The organism is Terriglobus sp. ADX1, assembly GCF_036877645.1.
In the GTDB taxonomy this organism is placed as follows: Bacteria; Acidobacteriota; Terriglobia; order Terriglobales; family Acidobacteriaceae; genus Terriglobus.
Map to the genome: position 1 here is coordinate 1 of NZ_JAEDXV010000013.1, position 16,966 is coordinate 16,966.

Genomic DNA, 16,966 nt, shown 5'->3' on the forward strand with positions numbered 1-16,966 from the left:
AGTGAGTTGAGAGGAATGCAGGTCCTTCGGCTTCACTTCGTTTCGCTCAGGATGACGAATTTCATTCGTAGGAGCTTCGCTGGTTCGCACTCCGTGCGACGGATCGCGCTTTGCGCGATAACCCAGGTTCGCTTCGCGACCTGGGGCATGCGCCTTTGTGGTCGGAAGGGATGAGCGGCGCTGGTGCGGTGAAGTGTGACGGGATTCTTCGCTGCGCTCAGAATGACGGTCTGGTTTTAGGCAGGACGTTTCTGGTTAATGCATTGTGTGCAAGGGATTTGCCTTTGGCAGGCAGTTGCATGCCTGTGGGTAGGCGGTGGGCAGAATGTGGTGACATTCTTCTTTTCGTAGGGAAGAAAATTCCTTGAAATTTTGGGTGTGCAATCCCTTGCATATCTTGGATGTGGCACAAAAATAGTTACTTAAGTGGATTTCAGAATTGGCCTGAGGTTTGGCACGCTGCCTGCTCTTGTATCCGGCGTAAAGCGTTGCAATGGTCTTTCACTGAAAGATCTGCAAACGTTCCCCCGGAAGGAGCACCACTCTTATGAAGAAGCAGAATGATTTGTTGAAGACTGCCACACTGTCGGTTTCAGCCCTGCTACTGACGGGCGCACTTGCAATCCCCTCCTACGCCCAGAGTGCAGACCAGACCCAGACCACGCCGCAGACGCAGAGTGCGCCTGCCAAGCAGGATGCGGCGGACACTTCGAGCTACTCGACCGGTCAGCCTTTGCAGATGCAGTCCAAGGAAGGCTTCTGGGGTCATATGAACCCCCTGGCTCGTAAGAAGTGGGTAAAGCGCCAAATGGACCCGGTCCGTGACCGTGTGAACGAGCTGGATCAGCTGCAGGCAAAGAACGCTAATGACATTCGCGACGTAGACGCACGCGCTACCGCAGGCATCAAGAAGGCTAACGATGCGGCTACCCTGGCCGACCAGCACGCGACCGATGCAGGCAACCGTGCCGACCAGGCAAACACAACCGCAACCACAGCTTCAACGAAGACCGAAGCCCTGCACGGAACGGTGCAGAACCTGGATCAGTACCAGACTGTGGAATCGACCCCTGTAGCTTTCGCCAAGGGCCGCACCACGCTGGGACCGAAGGGCAAGGCTGATCTGGATGAGATGGCCGACAAGCTGGCCAGCGAGAAGGGCTACATCATCGAAGTGCAAGGTTACAGCCGCGGTGGCGTACAGACCTCGACTGCAATGGCTGACTCGGTGGTTCGCTACCTCGTGACCGAGAAGCAGGTGCCGATCTATCGCATCTACCGCTCAGGTATGGGTCGCGCCAAGGCGGGTTCCACGGCTGACGGTGAGCAGACGGTTTCCAACGGCGTGCGTGTGACGCTGCTGCATAACAGCCTGGCGAGCATGGATAGCCCGGCGGTTTCGTCCAATGCAGGTCCGAGCAACAACGTAACTGGAACCAGCGCTGGCGGATCGCTCCAGTAACTTTCCCTCCTCCGGGGAAAACCGGGCGTCGTATTCGCAGCCACGCATACGGCGCCCAGAGTGAAACTCCGGGAAGGCAACCAAGGATTCGCGAAAGGAATCTCTTTCGCCGACAAGTTCAGCAGCCGGGGCACTTGAAGCACCGGTCGCTCAAAAAGATTGGCTGAGCGGTTTGAGAGAACCGCTCGCCAAGCAACCTCTCCAAAGCAGAGAGAACCAAGGCAGATTGGCCCTCCTCCCGGAGGGCCGTTTTTTTTGCCCGCACACGCCCGGTTTACTCAGAAGTTGATGTGGTATCGTCACAACTGGTCCGGCTTTCCGGATTGATGTGACGCACCGATGAGGATCTCCACCCAAACCGTGAAGTAATTGCGCAGCGCGTTCTGAGCGCGCTTTGTGCATGCTGTCGCAGATTGCGGCACCACGATGTTTGTAGTGTGTGGAGTTTTCTTTTTTATGGCGCGAGCCCGCCTTCTTATCCTGTTTGTTGTTGTTCTTGATGCCATGGGCATCGGGATTGTCTTTCCTACGTTGCCGGAACTGCTGCGCACGTTGATGCACGGCTCGGGTGATCCTGCGCGTGCCTATGGCTATTTGCTCTCTGCTTATGCGTTGAGCATGTTCTTTGCTTCGCCGGTTCTGGGTGCGTTGAGCGACCGCTTTGGACGCAGGCCGGTGCTGCTGTTTTCGCTGTTGGGCACGGCCTTTGATGACCTGATGATGGGCCTGGCGCCCACGCTGTGGATTCTGTATGCAGCGCGCACGCTGGCAGGCTTTTCTGGCGCGAACCTGACGGTGACGAATGCCTACCTGGCGGACATTACGCCGGAAGAAGAACGTTCTGGCGCGTTCGGAAAAATGAATGCCTGCTTTGGTGTGGGTTTCATTGCAGGACCGGTGCTGGGCGGCATTGCCGGCATGTACTCTTTGCGCGCGCCTTTTTATCTGGCGGCTGCGTTGAACATTGTCGGTGCTGTGCTGGCGGTGTTTGTGTTGCCGGAGTCGCGAAAGGTGACGGAGGCCAAGCGGATTACGCTGGGGCAGTTGAATCCGTTTGCGTCGCTGCGCAATGTGTTTCGTCTGCGCGGCATTGGGGCCATGTTGTACGTGTTCTGCACCATGGACATGGTGGGGCAGGTGCCGTCTGTGTTGTGGGTGATTTACGGCAACAGTCGCTTTGGATGGACACCGTTCATGGTGGGTGTGTCGTTTGCGCTGTTTGGGCTGCTGCATGCGGTTTTTCAATCGATTCTGCCGGAGCGGTTTCAACGCTGGGTGGGTGAACGAGGCAGCATTCTGGCAGGCATTGCAGCGGATACGACAGGGTATGCGCTGTATTCCATTGCGTCGACTACGGTGGCGGCGTTGTCGATTTTGCCGTTGCTGTGCCTGGGCGGAATTGCGTTGCCGTCGGTGCAGTCGATGCTGTCACGCAGCGTGGACGAGTCGCGCCAGGGTGAATTGCAGGGTGTGTTGACGAGCTTGAACAGCTTGATTGCAGTGGGTGGGCCGGTGGTGGCTTCCAGCTTGTATTCCGTGGCGCGTACACGGATTCCGCAGTATCCGGGAGCGATTTGGCTGGCGCCTGTTTTGCTGTATGTGCCGTGCGTCGCGATGCTGTTGTGGAAGGCCAGTGAGAGAAAATTGGCTGAGGTATAACAGCGCTCAGGCAGCGCGATTTTGCGCCGCGCATCGTACTGTGTATGGCGAACGAATCTGTGGTGGATGAAGAACGGCGGCGTCAGCAAGAGGTGGCGCGCGAACAGCGGATTGCGTACAAGGAAAAGCCGAAGAGCCGCGTGGGTGCGGTGCTGCTGGGCTTGTTGATCTTCTTTGTGCTGGGATGTGTGGGCGCGGTGTGGCTGCTACGGCATGCCGGCAACAATGATGCTGCCGGGAAGGTGGCGAGTTATTTGTTGGGTGGCCGTGACACCTTTAATGCCAGCGCGCCGGATGTGGTGAGCCAGATTCAGCGGCTGAACCGGCTGGAGACGGTGAGCTATTCCGTGGATACGGTGGTTGAGGGCAAGCACCAGAATGCGGTGTTGCCGGATTTGTTGTTTGGGGATCGGCTGATCCTTGTTGTTCATGGGCAGGTGATTGCCGGGGTGGATCTGTCGCAGTTGAAGCCGGACCAAGTGAAGGTAGATGGTCGTTCCGTGACGGTGGATCTGCCGCCTTCGCAGATTTTTACTTCGAAGATTGATACGTCGAAGACGAAGGTATTTGCGCGGACGACGGGTTTGCTGGTGCAGGCGGACCCGAGCCTGGAGATGGATACGCAAAAGCTGGCGGAGAATCAGATTCTTCAGGCGGCATCGAATGACGGCATACTGGACACGGCACGGGCTAACGCGAGAACGGGCATGGAAAGCCTGTTGCGTGGGTTGGGATTTCAGCAGGTGACGGTGCGGTAGGTTTATTTTCGGAGGCTTTGGTCTATGGGTTGGACGCGGCGGGATGTAGTGGCGGGTCTTGCGGCTTCAATGGTGTGTGCCGCAGTTGCACAAAAGAAAAAGCCTGTTCCGCCGCCTCCTGCTGAACCTCCTCTCACGGGGCCGGATGCCGCAGATACGATTCGTGCGCTGAAGCCAGGGCAGTATTTATGGGCTCCGTCGCTGGCGCCCGAGGGACCTGTGCTGGCGATCGTGAGCCTGTCGTTGCAGCGGGTGTATGTGTATCGCAATGGTGTTTTGATCGCAGTGTCTACGCTGTCGTCCGGTAAGAAGGGGCATCGTACCCCGACCGGTGTATTCACCGTGTTACAGAAGCAGGTGATGCATCATTCGAATCTTTATGACAATGCGCCGATGCCCTACATGCAGCGGCTGACGTGGGGCGGTGTGGCGATGCATGCGGGCAATCTGCCAGGATATGCGGCATCGCATGGGTGCGTTCGCCTGCCGTACGAGTTTTCAAAGAAGCTGTACACCGTGACGAAGCTGGGTATGACGGTAGTGGTGACGGATAGCGATGCGGTGCCGCGTGTGGCTCCTGCACCGGATCTGCTGGAGGCTGCGCAAAGTGTGGAACAGGCGCAGCAGGAACCGGTGATGTGGCAGCCGGAGAAGAGTCCAACGGGGCCGATGTCGTTGGTGCTGAGCGGCGAGGATCGCAGGTTGATGGTACTGCGCAATGGTGTGCTGATTGGGTCGGCGACGGTGACGTTGAACGGCCCTATTACGGAGACCATGGGATTCACGCTGACGTCGATGGATGGCGGGAATTTCCGGTGGCTGCAGTTGCCGCTGTCTGGAGATCAAGGGGAAAGCGCGCACGAGATGACCGCAGAGGAGCGTGCACGCGTGCGGCTGCCGCAGGATTTTCGTGCGGCATTGGATAAAGAGATTGTGCCGGGTACGACGCTGCTGGTGACCGAGGATTCGATGCGGGCTTCGAGCGCGGGGGAGAAGGTTGTGGTGTTTGCGAGTGGTGCTGGGGCGTGATGGCTTCGTACCGTTTCCCACTCCTCACACAACAAAATCCGCAACAAGCCATGCCACCAACGCCACCGCAAACCCGAGGTAATAACGGCCCTTGGGGGCAGAGCTCTCTTCGTCACTTACGCGGGTCATGAGAATCGTGAATATCACCATAAGAACGAGGGTTTGAAGCGCGATAAACACTTGAGCTCCGAGAGGGCGTGGCCCAAAGGAGCGATATCTTAGTGCTTTCCATCTCAAATGAAGAACCGCGTGCAAGGCACTCAAGACGACAGAGAATACAACGGCTTTTCCGAAAGGCCATTTCGTCAGACTGACTTTATTCACGCTTTCCCTTCATCCTGTACTTACGGCGATGTTTACTCTTCTGTCCAGAAGCGTTCGCTGAGGTATTTTTCTGCGCCGTCGCAGAGGATGGTGACGATGACGGCTTCGCGGCCGGCGTCGGATTCTTCCTGCGCGATGCGGAGGGCGGTGTCGACGTTTGCGCCTGCGGAGACGCCGACCATGACGCCGAGTTCACTCGCGAGGCGTTTGCACATGGCGTAGGCGGGTTCGGTTTCCGCCCAGATGTTGCGGTCGGCCAGTTCGGGGTCGTAGATGGGCGGGACGATGGCCGTGGGCATGTGCTTCAGACCTTCCAGGCCCGTGAAGGGCGAGTCCGGCTGCATGCTGATGCACTGGATTTTGGGGTTCAGCTCGCGCAGGCGGCGGGTGTTGCCCATGAACGTGCCGCTGGTGCCCATGGCGGCGATGAAGTGCGTCAGGGTGCCTTCGGTCTGCTGCCAGATTTCGTTGGCCGTGGTGCGGTAATGCGCCTTCCAGTTGTTGTCGTTGCCGTACTGGTCGGCGTAGAAGTATTTGTCCGGTTCGGACTGGTAGAGTTCGCGGACTTTGCGGATGGCGCCGTCACTGCCGTCGCCCGCGGGGGTGAAGATGACTTCCGCGCCGTAGGCCTGCAGGATTTTTTTGCGCTCGGGGCTGGCCGAGGCGGGGACGCAGAGGGTGACGGGGAACTGCAGGGCCGCGCCCAGCATGGCGTAGGCGATGCCTGTGTTGCCGCTGGTGGCGTCCAGGAGGGCGCGCTCGGGCTTGGCGTCGCCCAATTCACCGGCGGCCATGGCGGCCTGCACAATGCTCAGGGCGGGGCGGTCTTTGACGCTGCCGCCGGGGTTGGCGAACTCCGCCTTACCCAGCAGGGTGATGCCGGGGAGGTGGCTGACGATACGGGTCAGGTTGAGCATTGGGGTGTTCCCAATGCGCTCCACGACACTTTTTCCTAGCTTCGAGACGTCGGTAGCGGTGGCTGCCATGATGATCTGATTGGCTCTCCCTGCCTGCAATATGCGAAAGTAAATCGTAACCCGTTTGCGTTCGTGAACGGAAAAACCGCCCGAGGACGTTCCATGTTTTTCAAGAAGAAGACCGAGAAGCGCAGCTTCAACGATGTTCTATCCGCGCTGGGTTCGCAGAAGTTTGATGTTGCACAGGGCGGCGGCGGTTCGGGAACGTATCGCGTTTCCAAGTATGGCGTGGCTGCGGAGATCCGACCCAATCCTGCCGCGAACGAAAAGATTACGCCCGCACCGGCACCGGCGGAGATTGTGTCGCGGGCTGGATGGGTACTGAATGGCCAGATTGCCAGCCTGGTGGACAAGGGCTATCAGAAATTTTTGAAGGCCGGGAAGCTGGAGATTGTGGCTACGGCGGATCATCTGCGTGCGATTCACGACTTCCAGCAGGAGCTGGATGAGGCCGCAGGCGCGACGATGCTGTACAACGAGAGCCTGGGCACTACCAGCGATAAGTACATGTACGATCGCGTGGCTGGCCGCGAGGTGCATTCGCACTAAGGTTTTGTGGGTTGGATGAAGGCCGGGCTTTTGCTCCGGCCTTTTCGTTTGCTCCGCGACCCTGGGGCACCCGGTTTTGGGCTGCCGATGCGTTTTCGGTTTTTCCTGTTGCGTTGTGGAGGGTTGAGAGGAATGCAGGTCCTTCAGCTCCGCTTCGCTTCGTTCAGGATGACGGTCTTCGACCGTATGAGCTGCGCTGGGAACGCTGCGCTCAGAATGACGGCCTTTGGCCGTTGGAGCTTCGCTGGGTTTGGTGGAGAATGTTGGCGCTTACGCGAGATGTGGGGCTTGCGGTATCCTTCGTCTGCCTCTTCAAGGGCATTTCCATTTCCTTTCTGCGGAGTTCTGCTATGACGATGAATTGTGTTCGCGGCCTTGCGCTTGGCCTGGCTTTTGGTGTGGGACTGGCAGGGAGCATTGCGTCGGCGCAGGTGCTGATTGGCGATGAGAAGTCGCAGCCGGAGAGCCTGACTGTGGCGCCCGGTGGAACGCTGTACGTGGGCAGCGCGAGTTCGCCGTTTGTGTACAAGGTGGCTCCGGGCGCGAAGACGGCAGAAAAGTTTGTGGACGCGAGCGCCGAGGGGCCGGGGACGTTCTTCTTTGGCATGCTGGCGGATGGGGCGACGAACACGCTTTGGACGTGCCAACTGACGCCTGTGCCGAATACGAAGCCAGCGCAGCGGCATACGGCGTTGCGTGGGTTTGATTTGAAGACGGGCGCGCAGAAGCTGCGCTGGGAACTGCCGGGCGACAACACCACCTGCAACGACTTTGCCATTGGCCCGGACAAAGCGCTGTATATCTCCGATACCGCCGTGGGGAGAATTTATCGCCTGGCTCCGGGTGCGACGAGTGCAGAGATGTTTTCTGATAACCGCGTGTTGAACGGCATTGATGGCATCACGTTCCTGGATGGCGTGCTTTATATCAACAACGTGTTCTTCAACAAGCTGTACCGGATTCCGGTGGATGCGAATGGCAAGCCGGGCGCTCCGGTGGATATCTGGATGGACCAACCGGTGAAGGGGCCGGATGGTATGCGGGCTGCGAACGGAAAAATCTACGTGGCGGCGAATGGCAGCGGCATGGTGGCTTCATTAACAATCGACGGCGATCGTGCGCATGTGACGGTGATCAAGGACGGCTTGAAGACGCCGACCGGTGTGGAACCGGCGGGTGACACGCTGTGGATTGCCGAACGTGGCGCAGGTAAAGCTGTGCCGGTTGCGTTGAAGTAGGTGGATTGGTTACCCACGTCTCAAGATCGAGACGTGGGGCACCCTATTTATCACCCACAAATTGCGATTTATCAGATGGTTTGACCTGCTCCGGTAGAATCAGGGGAGCCATTTTCATCTGCGGAGCAACGCTTCTGTTCACCTCAATGCATACCCTTGTCCTGACTCTGCTGTTTCAGCAGCAGCACGGTCTCCAGCACTACTGGAAGACCCACTACATGCAGAACACCTTCAAGGGCATGTATCACTGGAACAGTTTTGATATTGCGCTGCTGATTCCGTACTTCATTGTGATGGTGATCCTGGCGTTTTACGGCATCCACCGCTACCAACTGGTGTGGCTGTATTTCCGCAACAAGAAGAAGGAAGCGACGAGCACGAACGCTCCGATGAAGTTTGCGGAGAGCGAACTGCCGTTTGTGACGATCCAGTTGCCGATCTTCAATGAGCAGTACGTGGTGGATCGGCTGGTGGATGCGTGCTGCCGGATTGAGTATCCGCGCGACCGGTTTGAGATCCAGGTGCTGGATGACTCGACTGACGAGACGCACGAAGTGGCTGCAGAGATTGTGCGCAAGTATGCGGAGGGCACCGCAGGGTTGCCGCCGCAGCCGATCTATTATCTGCATCGCACGGATCGTCATGGCTATAAGGCTGGCGCGCTGGATGCAGGTTTGAAGACGGCGAAAGGCGAGTTGATCGCGATCTTCGATGCGGACTTTGTGCCGCCGCATGATTGGCTTTACAAAGTTGTGAACCATTTCGCAGAGCCGGGCGTGGGTATGGTGCAGACGCGCTGGACGCATTTGAATCGCAACTACAGCTTCCTGACGCAGGTGGAAGCGATTCTGCTGGATGGCCACTTTGTGCTGGAGCATGGCGGACGTTCGCGCGCGGGTGTGTTCTTTAACTTCAACGGCACGGCGGGTGCATGGCGTCGTACGGCGATTGACGAGGCCGGTGGATGGCAGCATGACACGCTGACCGAAGATACCGACTTGAGCTATCGTGCGCAGTTAAAGGGATGGAAGTTCAAGTATCTGCAGGATGTGGAATGCCCGGCAGAATTGCCCATTGAGATGACTGCTTTCAAGACGCAGCAGGCGCGTTGGGCGAAGGGATTGATCCAGACTGGCAAGAAGATTTTGCCGCGTGTGTTGGCGAGCGATGCGCCGAAGCATACGAAGCTGGAGGCGTGGTATCACCTGACGGCGAACATCAGCTATCCGCTGATGATTGTCCTCAGCGTGTTGCTGATGCCCGCGATGATTATTCGTTCGTGGCAGGGCTGGGTGCAGATGTTGTTGATTGACTTCCCGCTGTTCATGGCGAGCACGATGTCGATCTCAAGCTTCTACCTGGTTTCGCAGAAAGAGCTTTTCCCGAAGACCTGGTACAAGACGTTTTTGTATCTGCCGTTTTTGATGGCGCTGGGTGTTGGTTTGACCATCACGAATACCAAGGCCGTGATGGAAGCACTGTTCGGTGTGCAGAGTGCGTTCGCCCGTACGCCGAAGTATCGCGTGCAGAAGAAGGGCGAGGCGACGGTTGCGGCGAAGAAGTATCGCAAGCGGCTCGGCATTATTCCGTGGATTGAACTTGCGATCGGTTGTTACTTCGCGTTTACAGTCTGGTATGCGTTCAGCAGCGAGAATTACTTCACGGTTCCTTTCCTGCTGCTGTTTGTGCTGGGCTATTGGTACACCGGTTTGTTGAGCCTGCTGCAAGGACGTTTTGAACGCGGCGGAAATCCGGGTGCGGAATTGCACGAGAAGCCGTATCCTGTCGGCATCTAGAAGAACGTTTGGAGGCAGTCCATGTTGACGGCTTTTGCAGGTATTGTGCTTGGATATCTGGCCGCGATTGCGGTCCATATCGTGCTGGGTTTTCTGATTACACGCGAAGGACGCGGCGTGTTGACGGAAGGTTCGCGGATGAGCCGTGCGTACTATACGCAGCTTGGCCTCTCGTGGATTGTGGCGGGTGCGGCTGCAGCCTGCACCGGGCTGTACTTTTTCTCGACGATGCCGTTGGCCGCCGTGACGTTAGCAGTGATTGCGGCGTTGCTTTGCCTTGCGATGCTCCGCGCCTGGAGCAAGGCGCCGCACCAGCAGACCATAGGTGACACTGTGTTGCTGATGCTTTGTGTGCTGGTGGGATGTGCGATTCCCGCTTATTTGCAATTGAGCTAAGCGCACAGGGGAATGGCATGTTGAATCGTCGGCAACTGGTGAAGGGAATGAGTGCTGCGGCATCGCTGCTGTCCATGCCATCGTGGGCGTTGGATGTAGGTGGCGTGCAGCTTGGATTGCAGACGTACACCTTTCACAATGTGCGGCAGGGCGGACTGCAGGCCATCGATACGATTCTGGATGGCACGCGCCAGTTGAAGGTGAATCTGCTGGAGTTGTGGGCGCCGCAGGCAGAGCCGTTTGCGTTGCCGGTGCGCTACTGGTCGCCGTGGAGTGGTGCGCAGACGCAGCCTGCTGATCAGCTTTCGCAAGCGGAACGGGATAGTCGCAGGAGCGCGCTGCGTGCGTGGCGAACGAATACTCCTGCGGATCATTTCACAGAGATTCTGCGTCGCTTCAACATGGCGCGTGTGGGGTTGTTTGCCTATAACTACAGCTTTGAGCCGACGATGACCGATGCAGAGATTGAGCATGGCTTTATGGCGGCTAAGGCGCTGCATGTGAAGTTGATTACGGCTTCCAGTAAGGTTTCTGTGGCCAAGCGTGTGGCTCCGTTTGCGGAGAAGCATGGCATTACGGTGGCGTTTCATAACCATGCGGTGACGAAGGATCCGGATGATCTGGCGAGCATGGATCACTTTCGCCAGGTGCTGGCTATGTCGTCCATGTTCCGTATCAACCTGGATGTTGCACATTATGCAGCGAGCGGTTTTGATGCTGTGGCTGCGGTGGAGACACTCCACGACAAGATTACGAACATGCATGTACATGACCGCAAGGCCAACGATGGTGCGAGCGTTCCGTTTGGTGAAGGGGTGACACCTGCTGCGCAGATCTTGAAGATGAATCGCGATCGCGGATGGAAGATCCCGTGCTTTTACGAGCTTGAGTATGTGGGCGCGGATGGGCGCGGTGTTGTTGAAGAGACTCGGCGCGAGTTGGATTATGAGATTCGCGTGTTGAACGAGAAGTAAGTGTCTTCCTGATGCGTTCGAGCGACGGTGGGGAATGCTGATCCCCGCTCGCTTTGCTTAGGGCATGCTTCGACTTCACTTCGTTTCGCTCAGGATGACGAACTTCGTTCGTATGAGCTTCGCTTTGCGAAGCTGGTTGGTTTCGTGCAACGGAGTCGGATTAAGTTTGTGGCAGATCAGCGTCGCGGGGATTCTTCGCTTCGCTCAGAATGACAGCCTCGCTGGTGTGAAATTCCTATTGAAAGCATAAAGGGCATGGCTTACGCCATGCCCTTTGTTGTTTGTGATTTTGGCTTAGTTCTTCAGTGAAGCGAGGTCGATCACGAAGCGGTAGCGCACGTCGCTCTTCAGCATGCGTTCGTAGGCTTCGTTGATGTAATCGGCCTTGATGACTTCGATGTCGCTGACGATGTTGTGGCGGCCGCAGAAGTCGAGCATTTCCTGCGTCTCTTCAATGGAGCCGATCATGGAACCGGCGAGGGATTTGCGGTTGACGATGAGGCCGAAGGAGTTGAGCTGCGAGTTGCCTTCGGGTGCGCCGACCAGAACCATGGTGCTGTCTTTCTTCAGCATGGCGAGGTACGGTGTGAAGTCCATGGATACGCCGACGGTGCTGATGATGAGGTCGAAGCTGTTGGCGAGCTTCTTCACCGTTTCCGGATCGTTCATGGCGTAGAACTCGTCTGCGCCGAGCTTCTTCGCGTCGTCAGCCTTCTTCATCGTCTGGCTCAGCACGGTGACGTGTGCGCCCATCGCGTGTGCCAGCTTGACGCCCATGTGGCCAAGGCCGCCGAGACCAACGATAGCGACGCGCTTGCCGGGGCCCGCACCCCAATGCTTCAGCGGGCTGTACAGCGTGATGCCTGCGCAGAGCAGCGGCGATGCTGCGTCGAGCGGCAGGTTTTCAGGGATGCTAAGAACGTAGTTCTCGTCGACTACGATGTGATCGGAGTAACCGCCGTAGGTGGGCTGGCCCTGTTTGTCGAGACCGTTGTAGGTGAGGGTGATGCCTTTCTGGCAGTAGTTGTCGTCGCCTGCGGTGCATTCGATGCAGGTGCGGCAGCTATCGACGAAACAGCCTACGCCGACGTGGTCGCCAACCTTGAAATGCGTAACGGCTGATCCAACAGCGCGGACTACGCCTGCGATTTCATGGCCGGGAACCATGGGGAAGATGCCGCCGCCCCATTCGTCGCGTGCCTGATGAAGGTCAGAGTGGCAGATGCCGCAGAATTTGATGTCGATGACGACGTCGTTCGGGCCGGGCTCGCGGCGGTCGAACGAAAAGGGGCCAAGGGGTGTCTTTGCCGACTGCGCGGCGTAACCGGATGCCTGTGACATCGTGATGCTCCTGTACTGTGTTGTGAATCGCCGTGGGTCCCCGGCTCGTTGAATTGGATGCAGTGAGGGACTGCGAAGATGCGCGGTTCGCGCTTCGGTTTGGATGACGACGCGTTTTGGGGTCTTCTGATGCGTTGTAGTGGGCTGAAAGGAATGCAGGTCCTTCGGCTTCACTTCGTTTCGCTCAGGATGACGAACTTCGTTCGTAGGAGCTTCGCTGGTTCACAGTACTCCGTACGAGCGAATGCCCAGGTCTCAAAATCGAGACGTGGGGCACCCAAATGTTACAGGGCGGTTGCGGACCAGAGGCCCGCGATGCCGAACAGATACGGCTGCCAGCGGGTTGCGGTGAATGATGCGGCTTCCATCATGCGCAGAAAGTCTTTTGGCGCAGGAAAGCGCTCCACGCTGGCGGGAAGATACGCGTAGGAATCCTGCGAACCGGAGATCATGCCGCCGATGCGTGGCAGAACATGGCGGAAGTAGAGGCGGTACATCTGCTTCAGCGGTGCGGGTGGCATGGAGAAGTCGAGGATGCCGATACGGCCGCCGGGCTTGAGTACGCGACGGATTTCGCGCAGGCCTGCGTTGTAGTCCGCGAGGTTGCGGAAGCCGAAGGCGCTAACGACGAGATCGAGCGATGCGTCTGCGATGGGCAGGTTGAGGGCGTCGGCTTCGACGAACTCGACGGGCTTGCCCTGCATCTTGATGCGGCCGCGTTCGATCATCTCGTGCGAGAAGTCGACGGCGAGGATGGGATCGGCGTTTGCAGGGCGACGTGCGAGCAGGGCTGCCGTCATGTCCGCAGTGCCGCAGCACAGGTCCAGCACGCGCGATTGTGGCTGCTTCAGTGTTGCGTCAAAGAAACGTGCGGTGCTGTTCCACCAGACGCGATCCATGCCCATGCTGAGGATGTGATTGGCGCGATCGTACTGCGGCGCAATCTCATCGAACATTTTCTGTACGGCGATGGCTGCTTCTTCGTCGGTTGTTGCGCCTTCGGGACGCGCGCCTTTTGCGGCTTCCAAAGCGGTCATGCGGTCACCGCGTTGGCTGCGCGCATTTCTGCAAGCATGGATTCGACAGCGGCGAGGAGTTCCGCTTCTGTGACGTCGCGCACGATATCGACTGTGCCGATGCTGGTGGGCAGGATGAAGGAGAGTGTGCCGCTGCGCTTCTTCTTGTCAGAGCCGGTGAGGGTGACGAGGCGCTGCGCCTCTGCTTCGAACGGAGGCAGTGGGCCAAAGGCATGCACGAGGTTTGTGATGCGTTCTGCTGTGGCTTCGTCGAGCAGGTTGCGCGATTGTGACAGGCGGACGGCGGCGATCATGCCCCAGCCGATGGCTTCACCGTGCAGCAATTGCTTGTAGCCGGTGGCGGCTTCAATGGCGTGGCCGACGGTGTGGCCGAAGTTCAGGATCATGCGCAGGCCGCTTTCGCGTTCGTCGGCTTCGACGACTTCGGCCTTCATGCGGATGCTGTCTTCAATGACGGGCTGCAGCACTGCGAGTTCGCCGTTGCGAATGGCTTCCTTATTCGCTTCCATGAAGAGGAAGAGGTTGGGATAGCGAATGACGCCGGCTTTCACGCTTTCCTGCAGGCCTGCGCGGAGTTCGCGCGGCGGGAGCGTCGAGAGCGTGTTGAGGTCTGCAAAGACGGCGAGCGGGTGGTAGAAGGCTCCGACAAGGTTCTTGCCTGCGGCGAGGTTTGCGCCGGTCTTGCCGCCCACGGATGAATCCACCTGCGAGAGCAGCGTCGTGGGCACCTGAATGAAGGGCACGCCGCGCATCCAGATGGCGGCGAGGAAGCCGGTCATGTCGCCGAGGACGCCGCCGCCAAGCGCGACGAGGAGCGTGTCGCGATCCGCTCCGTGCTGGGCGAGTTCTTCGAGCAGGCGCTCGATCGTGGTCATGCGCTTGTGCGATTCGCCTGCGGGGATGAGTAAGGTTGTTACCTGTTTGCCGAGGGCTACATATCCGGCGCGGACGGGCGCTCCCCAAAGGCTGTCAATTTCAGGCGAGGTGACGATAAAGACCTGCGAAATCTTCTTGGCGAGGGGCGCGGTGCGCTCTGCGATGGATGCGAGGAGGTTGCGGTCCACATGGACGGTGTAGCTTGCGGACGCAGCTTCAACACGGATATCGCTCATGGATTCATTATCGCAGGGTCGCCAGCGGGGCGTTGAGCGCGGTAGAGTGGCTGACATGCTGAAGCAGATGGTTTCGCTGGTTCTGTGCGCTGTGGCGAGTTCTTCGTTGGTGGCGCAGGTTGCGGTACGTGAAGATGCCGCGAAGAAGACTTGGTTTGTGAGCGCGGGCACGATGACGTATGCCGTGGGTGTGAATGACCTGGGCATGTTGCAGTCGCTGTACTGGGGGCCGAAGCTGCCTGCGAATGCGGCGCTGCCTGCGGCGAAGGCGCCACCGGAACGCGCTTCGTTTGATCCGCAGATTTCGACGACGCCGCTGGAGTATCCGGCGTGGGGCGAAGGCTTGTTCACGGAAGATGCGTTGAAGGCGGACTTCAGCAATGGGGATCGTACGTCGATTTTGAAGTTTGAATCGGCGAAGACGAGTGCTGATGAATTGGAAGTGGTGCTGAAGGATACGGCGCAGCCGTTGCGCGTTCACCTGTATTACAAGGCGTATCCGGAAGGCGTGATTGCACGGTGGTCGCGCATTGAAAACACGGGTAAGACGCCGGTGCAGTTGGAGCAGGCCGCGAGTGCCACGTGGACGCTGCCGCAATATCCCGAGACGGAGAAGTCAGCCTACAACCTGAGCTGGTTAACGGGTATGTGGGCGGGTGAGTGGCAGTTACATAAAGAAACGATTCAGGCGGGCGAGCGCGTGCTGGAAAGCCGTAAGGGGAGTACGTCGCACCGCGCAAATCCCTGGTTTGCGATTGGTCGCACGGATCAGACGACAGAAGATGCGGGGCCGGTTTGGTTTGGTGAACTTGGCTGGAGCGGAAGCTGGCGCTTGACGGTGGAAGACACCAGCCTGCACATGGTGAAGGTGACCGGTGGATTCAATCCGTTTGATTTCCATGCGACGCTGCAAGCAGGGCAGTCGATGGAAACACCAAAGTTTTATGCGGGCTATACCGATGGCGGGCAGGGTGCGGCGTCGCGTGTGCTGCATCGTTTTCAGACGGATGAGATTCTGCCGCTGCGGCAGGGAGTTGGGCAGCCGCCGAAGCCCCGCGCGATTGTCTACAACAGTTGGGAAGCTACGGAGATGAAATTCACTGACCAGATGCAGATGCAACTGGCGGAGAAGGCCGCGAAGCTGGGCGTGGAGCGCTTCGTGATTGATGATGGCTGGTTTGGCGAACGCAATGACGATCATCGCGGACTTGGCGATTGGTATCTGAACAAGCAAAAGTTTCCGAATGGTTTGAAGCCGCTGATTGATAAGGTGCATTCGCTGGGTATGGATTTTGGCATTTGGGTGGAGCCGGAGATGGTGAACCCGAACAGCGATCTGTATCGCAAACATCCTGAGTGGGCGATGCAGATGCCGGATCGTCAGCACACGGAGCAGCGCAATCAATTGCTGCTGAACCTTGCGCGCGAAGACGTGAAGGAATGGATGTTTGAGTGGCTGGATAAGCTGGTCAGCGAGAACGACATTGCGTATCTGAAGTGGGATTACAACCGCAACTGGAGTGAGCCGGGATGGGATACGGCGCCGGGTACGAGTGCGGCGCATCGTGATGTGGATGCGGAAAAGGCGATCAATGTGAAGTATGTCCAGAACCTGTATGAGGTTCTGGATCGTCTGCGCAAGAAGCATCCGAAGCTGGAGATTGAATCGTGCAGCGGCGGTGGTGGTCGCGTTGACCTGGGCATTTTGCAACGCACCGATGAGGTGTGGACAAGCGACAACACTGACGCGCTGGATCGTCTTGATCTGCAGTATGGCTTCTCATACGCGTATACGCCGCAGGTTATGGTGGCGTGGACGACGGATGTTTCGCATCCAGAGCGGCGCGGCATCCCGCTGCAGTATCGCTTTGTGGTTGCGATGCAAGGCGCGCTCGGCATTGGTAACAATCTGAACAAGTTCAGCGATGCCGATATGGCGCTGAGTGCGAAGCTGGTGTCGTTCTACAAGACGATTCGTACAACGGTGCAGCAGGGCGCGCAGTATCGTTTGCAGTCGCCGCTGGATCGCGATGAGACGCAGATGGAATATGTTTCGCGCGACGGTTCGCAGGCGGTGTTGCTGGCGTATCTGCATTCGCAGCGGCTGCGTGTGGCGTATCCGCCAGTGCGTTTGAAGGGACTTGATGCGAATGCCATGTATCGCGTGCGTGCGCTCGATCCGCAGAAATATCGCGGGGAAGAGACGGTGAGCGGTGCTGTGCTGATGGGCGCAGGTGTGCAGTTGAATCTGCGTGATGATTACGATTCGACGGCTGTGGTGTTTGAGCGCGTGAATTAGTTGTTGCGCATGAAA

General features: G+C 58.1%; 15 protein-coding genes. 10 read left to right on the forward strand and 5 right to left on the reverse strand.

Annotation, left to right across the window (positions count from 1 at the left end; translation table 11 throughout):
* The first annotated feature begins 547 nt into the window (after positions 1–547).
* The 4 genes from JAO32_RS10225 (at position 548) to JAO32_RS10240 (ending at position 4,908) form a co-directional block, all read left to right on the forward strand.
* On the forward strand, positions 548–1,462 hold the full coding sequence (locus JAO32_RS10225; protein ID WP_334239939.1) for an OmpA family protein: 915 nt from the start codon (positions 548–550) through the stop codon (positions 1,460–1,462).
* A 456-nt stretch (positions 1,463–1,918) separates the two neighbouring features.
* Positions 1,919–3,121 (forward strand): TCR/Tet family MFS transporter, encoded by a 1,203-nt coding sequence (locus JAO32_RS10230; RefSeq protein WP_334239941.1) that lies wholly within the window; start codon positions 1,919–1,921, stop codon positions 3,119–3,121.
* A gap of 44 nt (positions 3,122–3,165) precedes the next feature.
* Positions 3,166–3,879: a DUF4230 domain-containing protein gene (locus tag JAO32_RS10235; RefSeq protein WP_334239943.1), complete on the forward strand. Its 714-nt coding sequence runs from the start codon at positions 3,166–3,168 to the stop codon at positions 3,877–3,879.
* Between the two features lie 24 nt (positions 3,880–3,903).
* Positions 3,904–4,908: a L,D-transpeptidase gene (locus JAO32_RS10240; RefSeq protein WP_334239945.1), complete on the forward strand. Its 1,005-nt coding sequence runs from the start codon at positions 3,904–3,906 to the stop codon at positions 4,906–4,908.
* Positions 4,909–4,932: 24 nt separating this feature from the next.
* On the opposite strand, the gene JAO32_RS10245 is transcribed toward JAO32_RS10240, so the two are convergent.
* Together JAO32_RS10245 and JAO32_RS10250 are read right to left on the reverse strand one after the other, a co-directional pair.
* Complete coding sequence (locus tag JAO32_RS10245; RefSeq protein WP_334239947.1) at positions 4,933–5,088, reverse strand: hypothetical protein; 156 nt, start codon at positions 5,086–5,088, stop codon at positions 4,933–4,935.
* A 176-nt stretch (positions 5,089–5,264) separates the two neighbouring features.
* Entirely contained in the window at positions 5,265–6,218 is a 954-nt protein-coding gene (locus tag JAO32_RS10250; protein ID WP_334239949.1) for a PLP-dependent cysteine synthase family protein, read from the reverse strand.
* A gap of 93 nt (positions 6,219–6,311) precedes the next feature.
* Here JAO32_RS10250 and JAO32_RS10255 point away from each other — a divergent pair, with 93 nt between their 5' ends.
* The 5 genes from JAO32_RS10255 to JAO32_RS20025 all read left to right on the forward strand — a co-directional run bounded on the left by JAO32_RS10255 (position 6,312) and on the right by JAO32_RS20025 (position 11,162).
* Positions 6,312–6,758, forward strand: a complete 447-nt coding sequence (locus JAO32_RS10255) for a hypothetical protein (RefSeq protein ID WP_334239951.1) — start codon at positions 6,312–6,314, stop codon at positions 6,756–6,758.
* Between the two features lie 350 nt (positions 6,759–7,108).
* A complete protein-coding gene (locus tag JAO32_RS10260) occupies positions 7,109–7,996 on the forward strand; it encodes an SMP-30/gluconolactonase/LRE family protein (protein ID WP_334239953.1) in 888 nt (295 codons plus the stop codon).
* Positions 7,997–8,142: 146 nt separating this feature from the next.
* Entirely contained in the window at positions 8,143–9,792 is a 1,650-nt protein-coding gene (locus tag JAO32_RS10265; protein ID WP_334239956.1) for a cellulose synthase family protein, read from the forward strand.
* 21 nt (positions 9,793–9,813) lie between these two features.
* Positions 9,814–10,188 (forward strand): hypothetical protein, encoded by a 375-nt coding sequence (locus tag JAO32_RS10270; RefSeq protein WP_334239958.1) that lies wholly within the window; start codon positions 9,814–9,816, stop codon positions 10,186–10,188.
* A 479-nt stretch (positions 10,189–10,667) separates the two neighbouring features.
* The gene (locus JAO32_RS20025) at positions 10,668–11,162 is read left to right on the forward strand and encodes a sugar phosphate isomerase/epimerase family protein (RefSeq protein ID WP_443082589.1); all 495 of its coding nucleotides are present in this window, start codon (positions 10,668–10,670) and stop codon (positions 11,160–11,162) included.
* 294 nt (positions 11,163–11,456) lie between these two features.
* Here JAO32_RS20025 and JAO32_RS10280 read toward each other — a convergent pair whose 3' ends face one another.
* From JAO32_RS10280 to aroB, 3 genes are all read right to left on the reverse strand, one after another.
* On the reverse strand, positions 11,457–12,503 hold the full coding sequence (locus JAO32_RS10280; protein WP_334239964.1) for an NAD(P)-dependent alcohol dehydrogenase: 1,047 nt from the start codon (positions 12,501–12,503) through the stop codon (positions 11,457–11,459).
* Positions 12,504–12,787: 284 nt separating this feature from the next.
* Positions 12,788–13,540 carry a bifunctional demethylmenaquinone methyltransferase/2-methoxy-6-polyprenyl-1,4-benzoquinol methylase UbiE gene (ubiE, locus tag JAO32_RS10285; protein ID WP_334239967.1) on the reverse strand — a complete coding sequence of 251 codons (753 nt, stop codon included), beginning with the start codon at positions 13,538–13,540 and terminating at the stop codon, positions 12,788–12,790.
* Complete coding sequence (aroB, locus tag JAO32_RS10290; RefSeq protein ID WP_334239969.1) at positions 13,537–14,652, reverse strand: 3-dehydroquinate synthase; 1,116 nt, start codon at positions 14,650–14,652, stop codon at positions 13,537–13,539. Before aroB ends, ubiE begins: the two co-directional genes overlap by 4 nt.
* On the opposite strand from aroB, the gene JAO32_RS10295 reads away from it, so the two are divergent.
* Positions 14,651–16,951, forward strand: coding sequence for an alpha-galactosidase (locus JAO32_RS10295; protein ID WP_334239971.1), 2,301 nt, complete (start codon positions 14,651–14,653; stop codon positions 16,949–16,951). The genes aroB and JAO32_RS10295 overlap by 2 nt on opposite strands.
* The last annotated feature ends 15 nt before the right edge of the window (positions 16,952–16,966 follow it).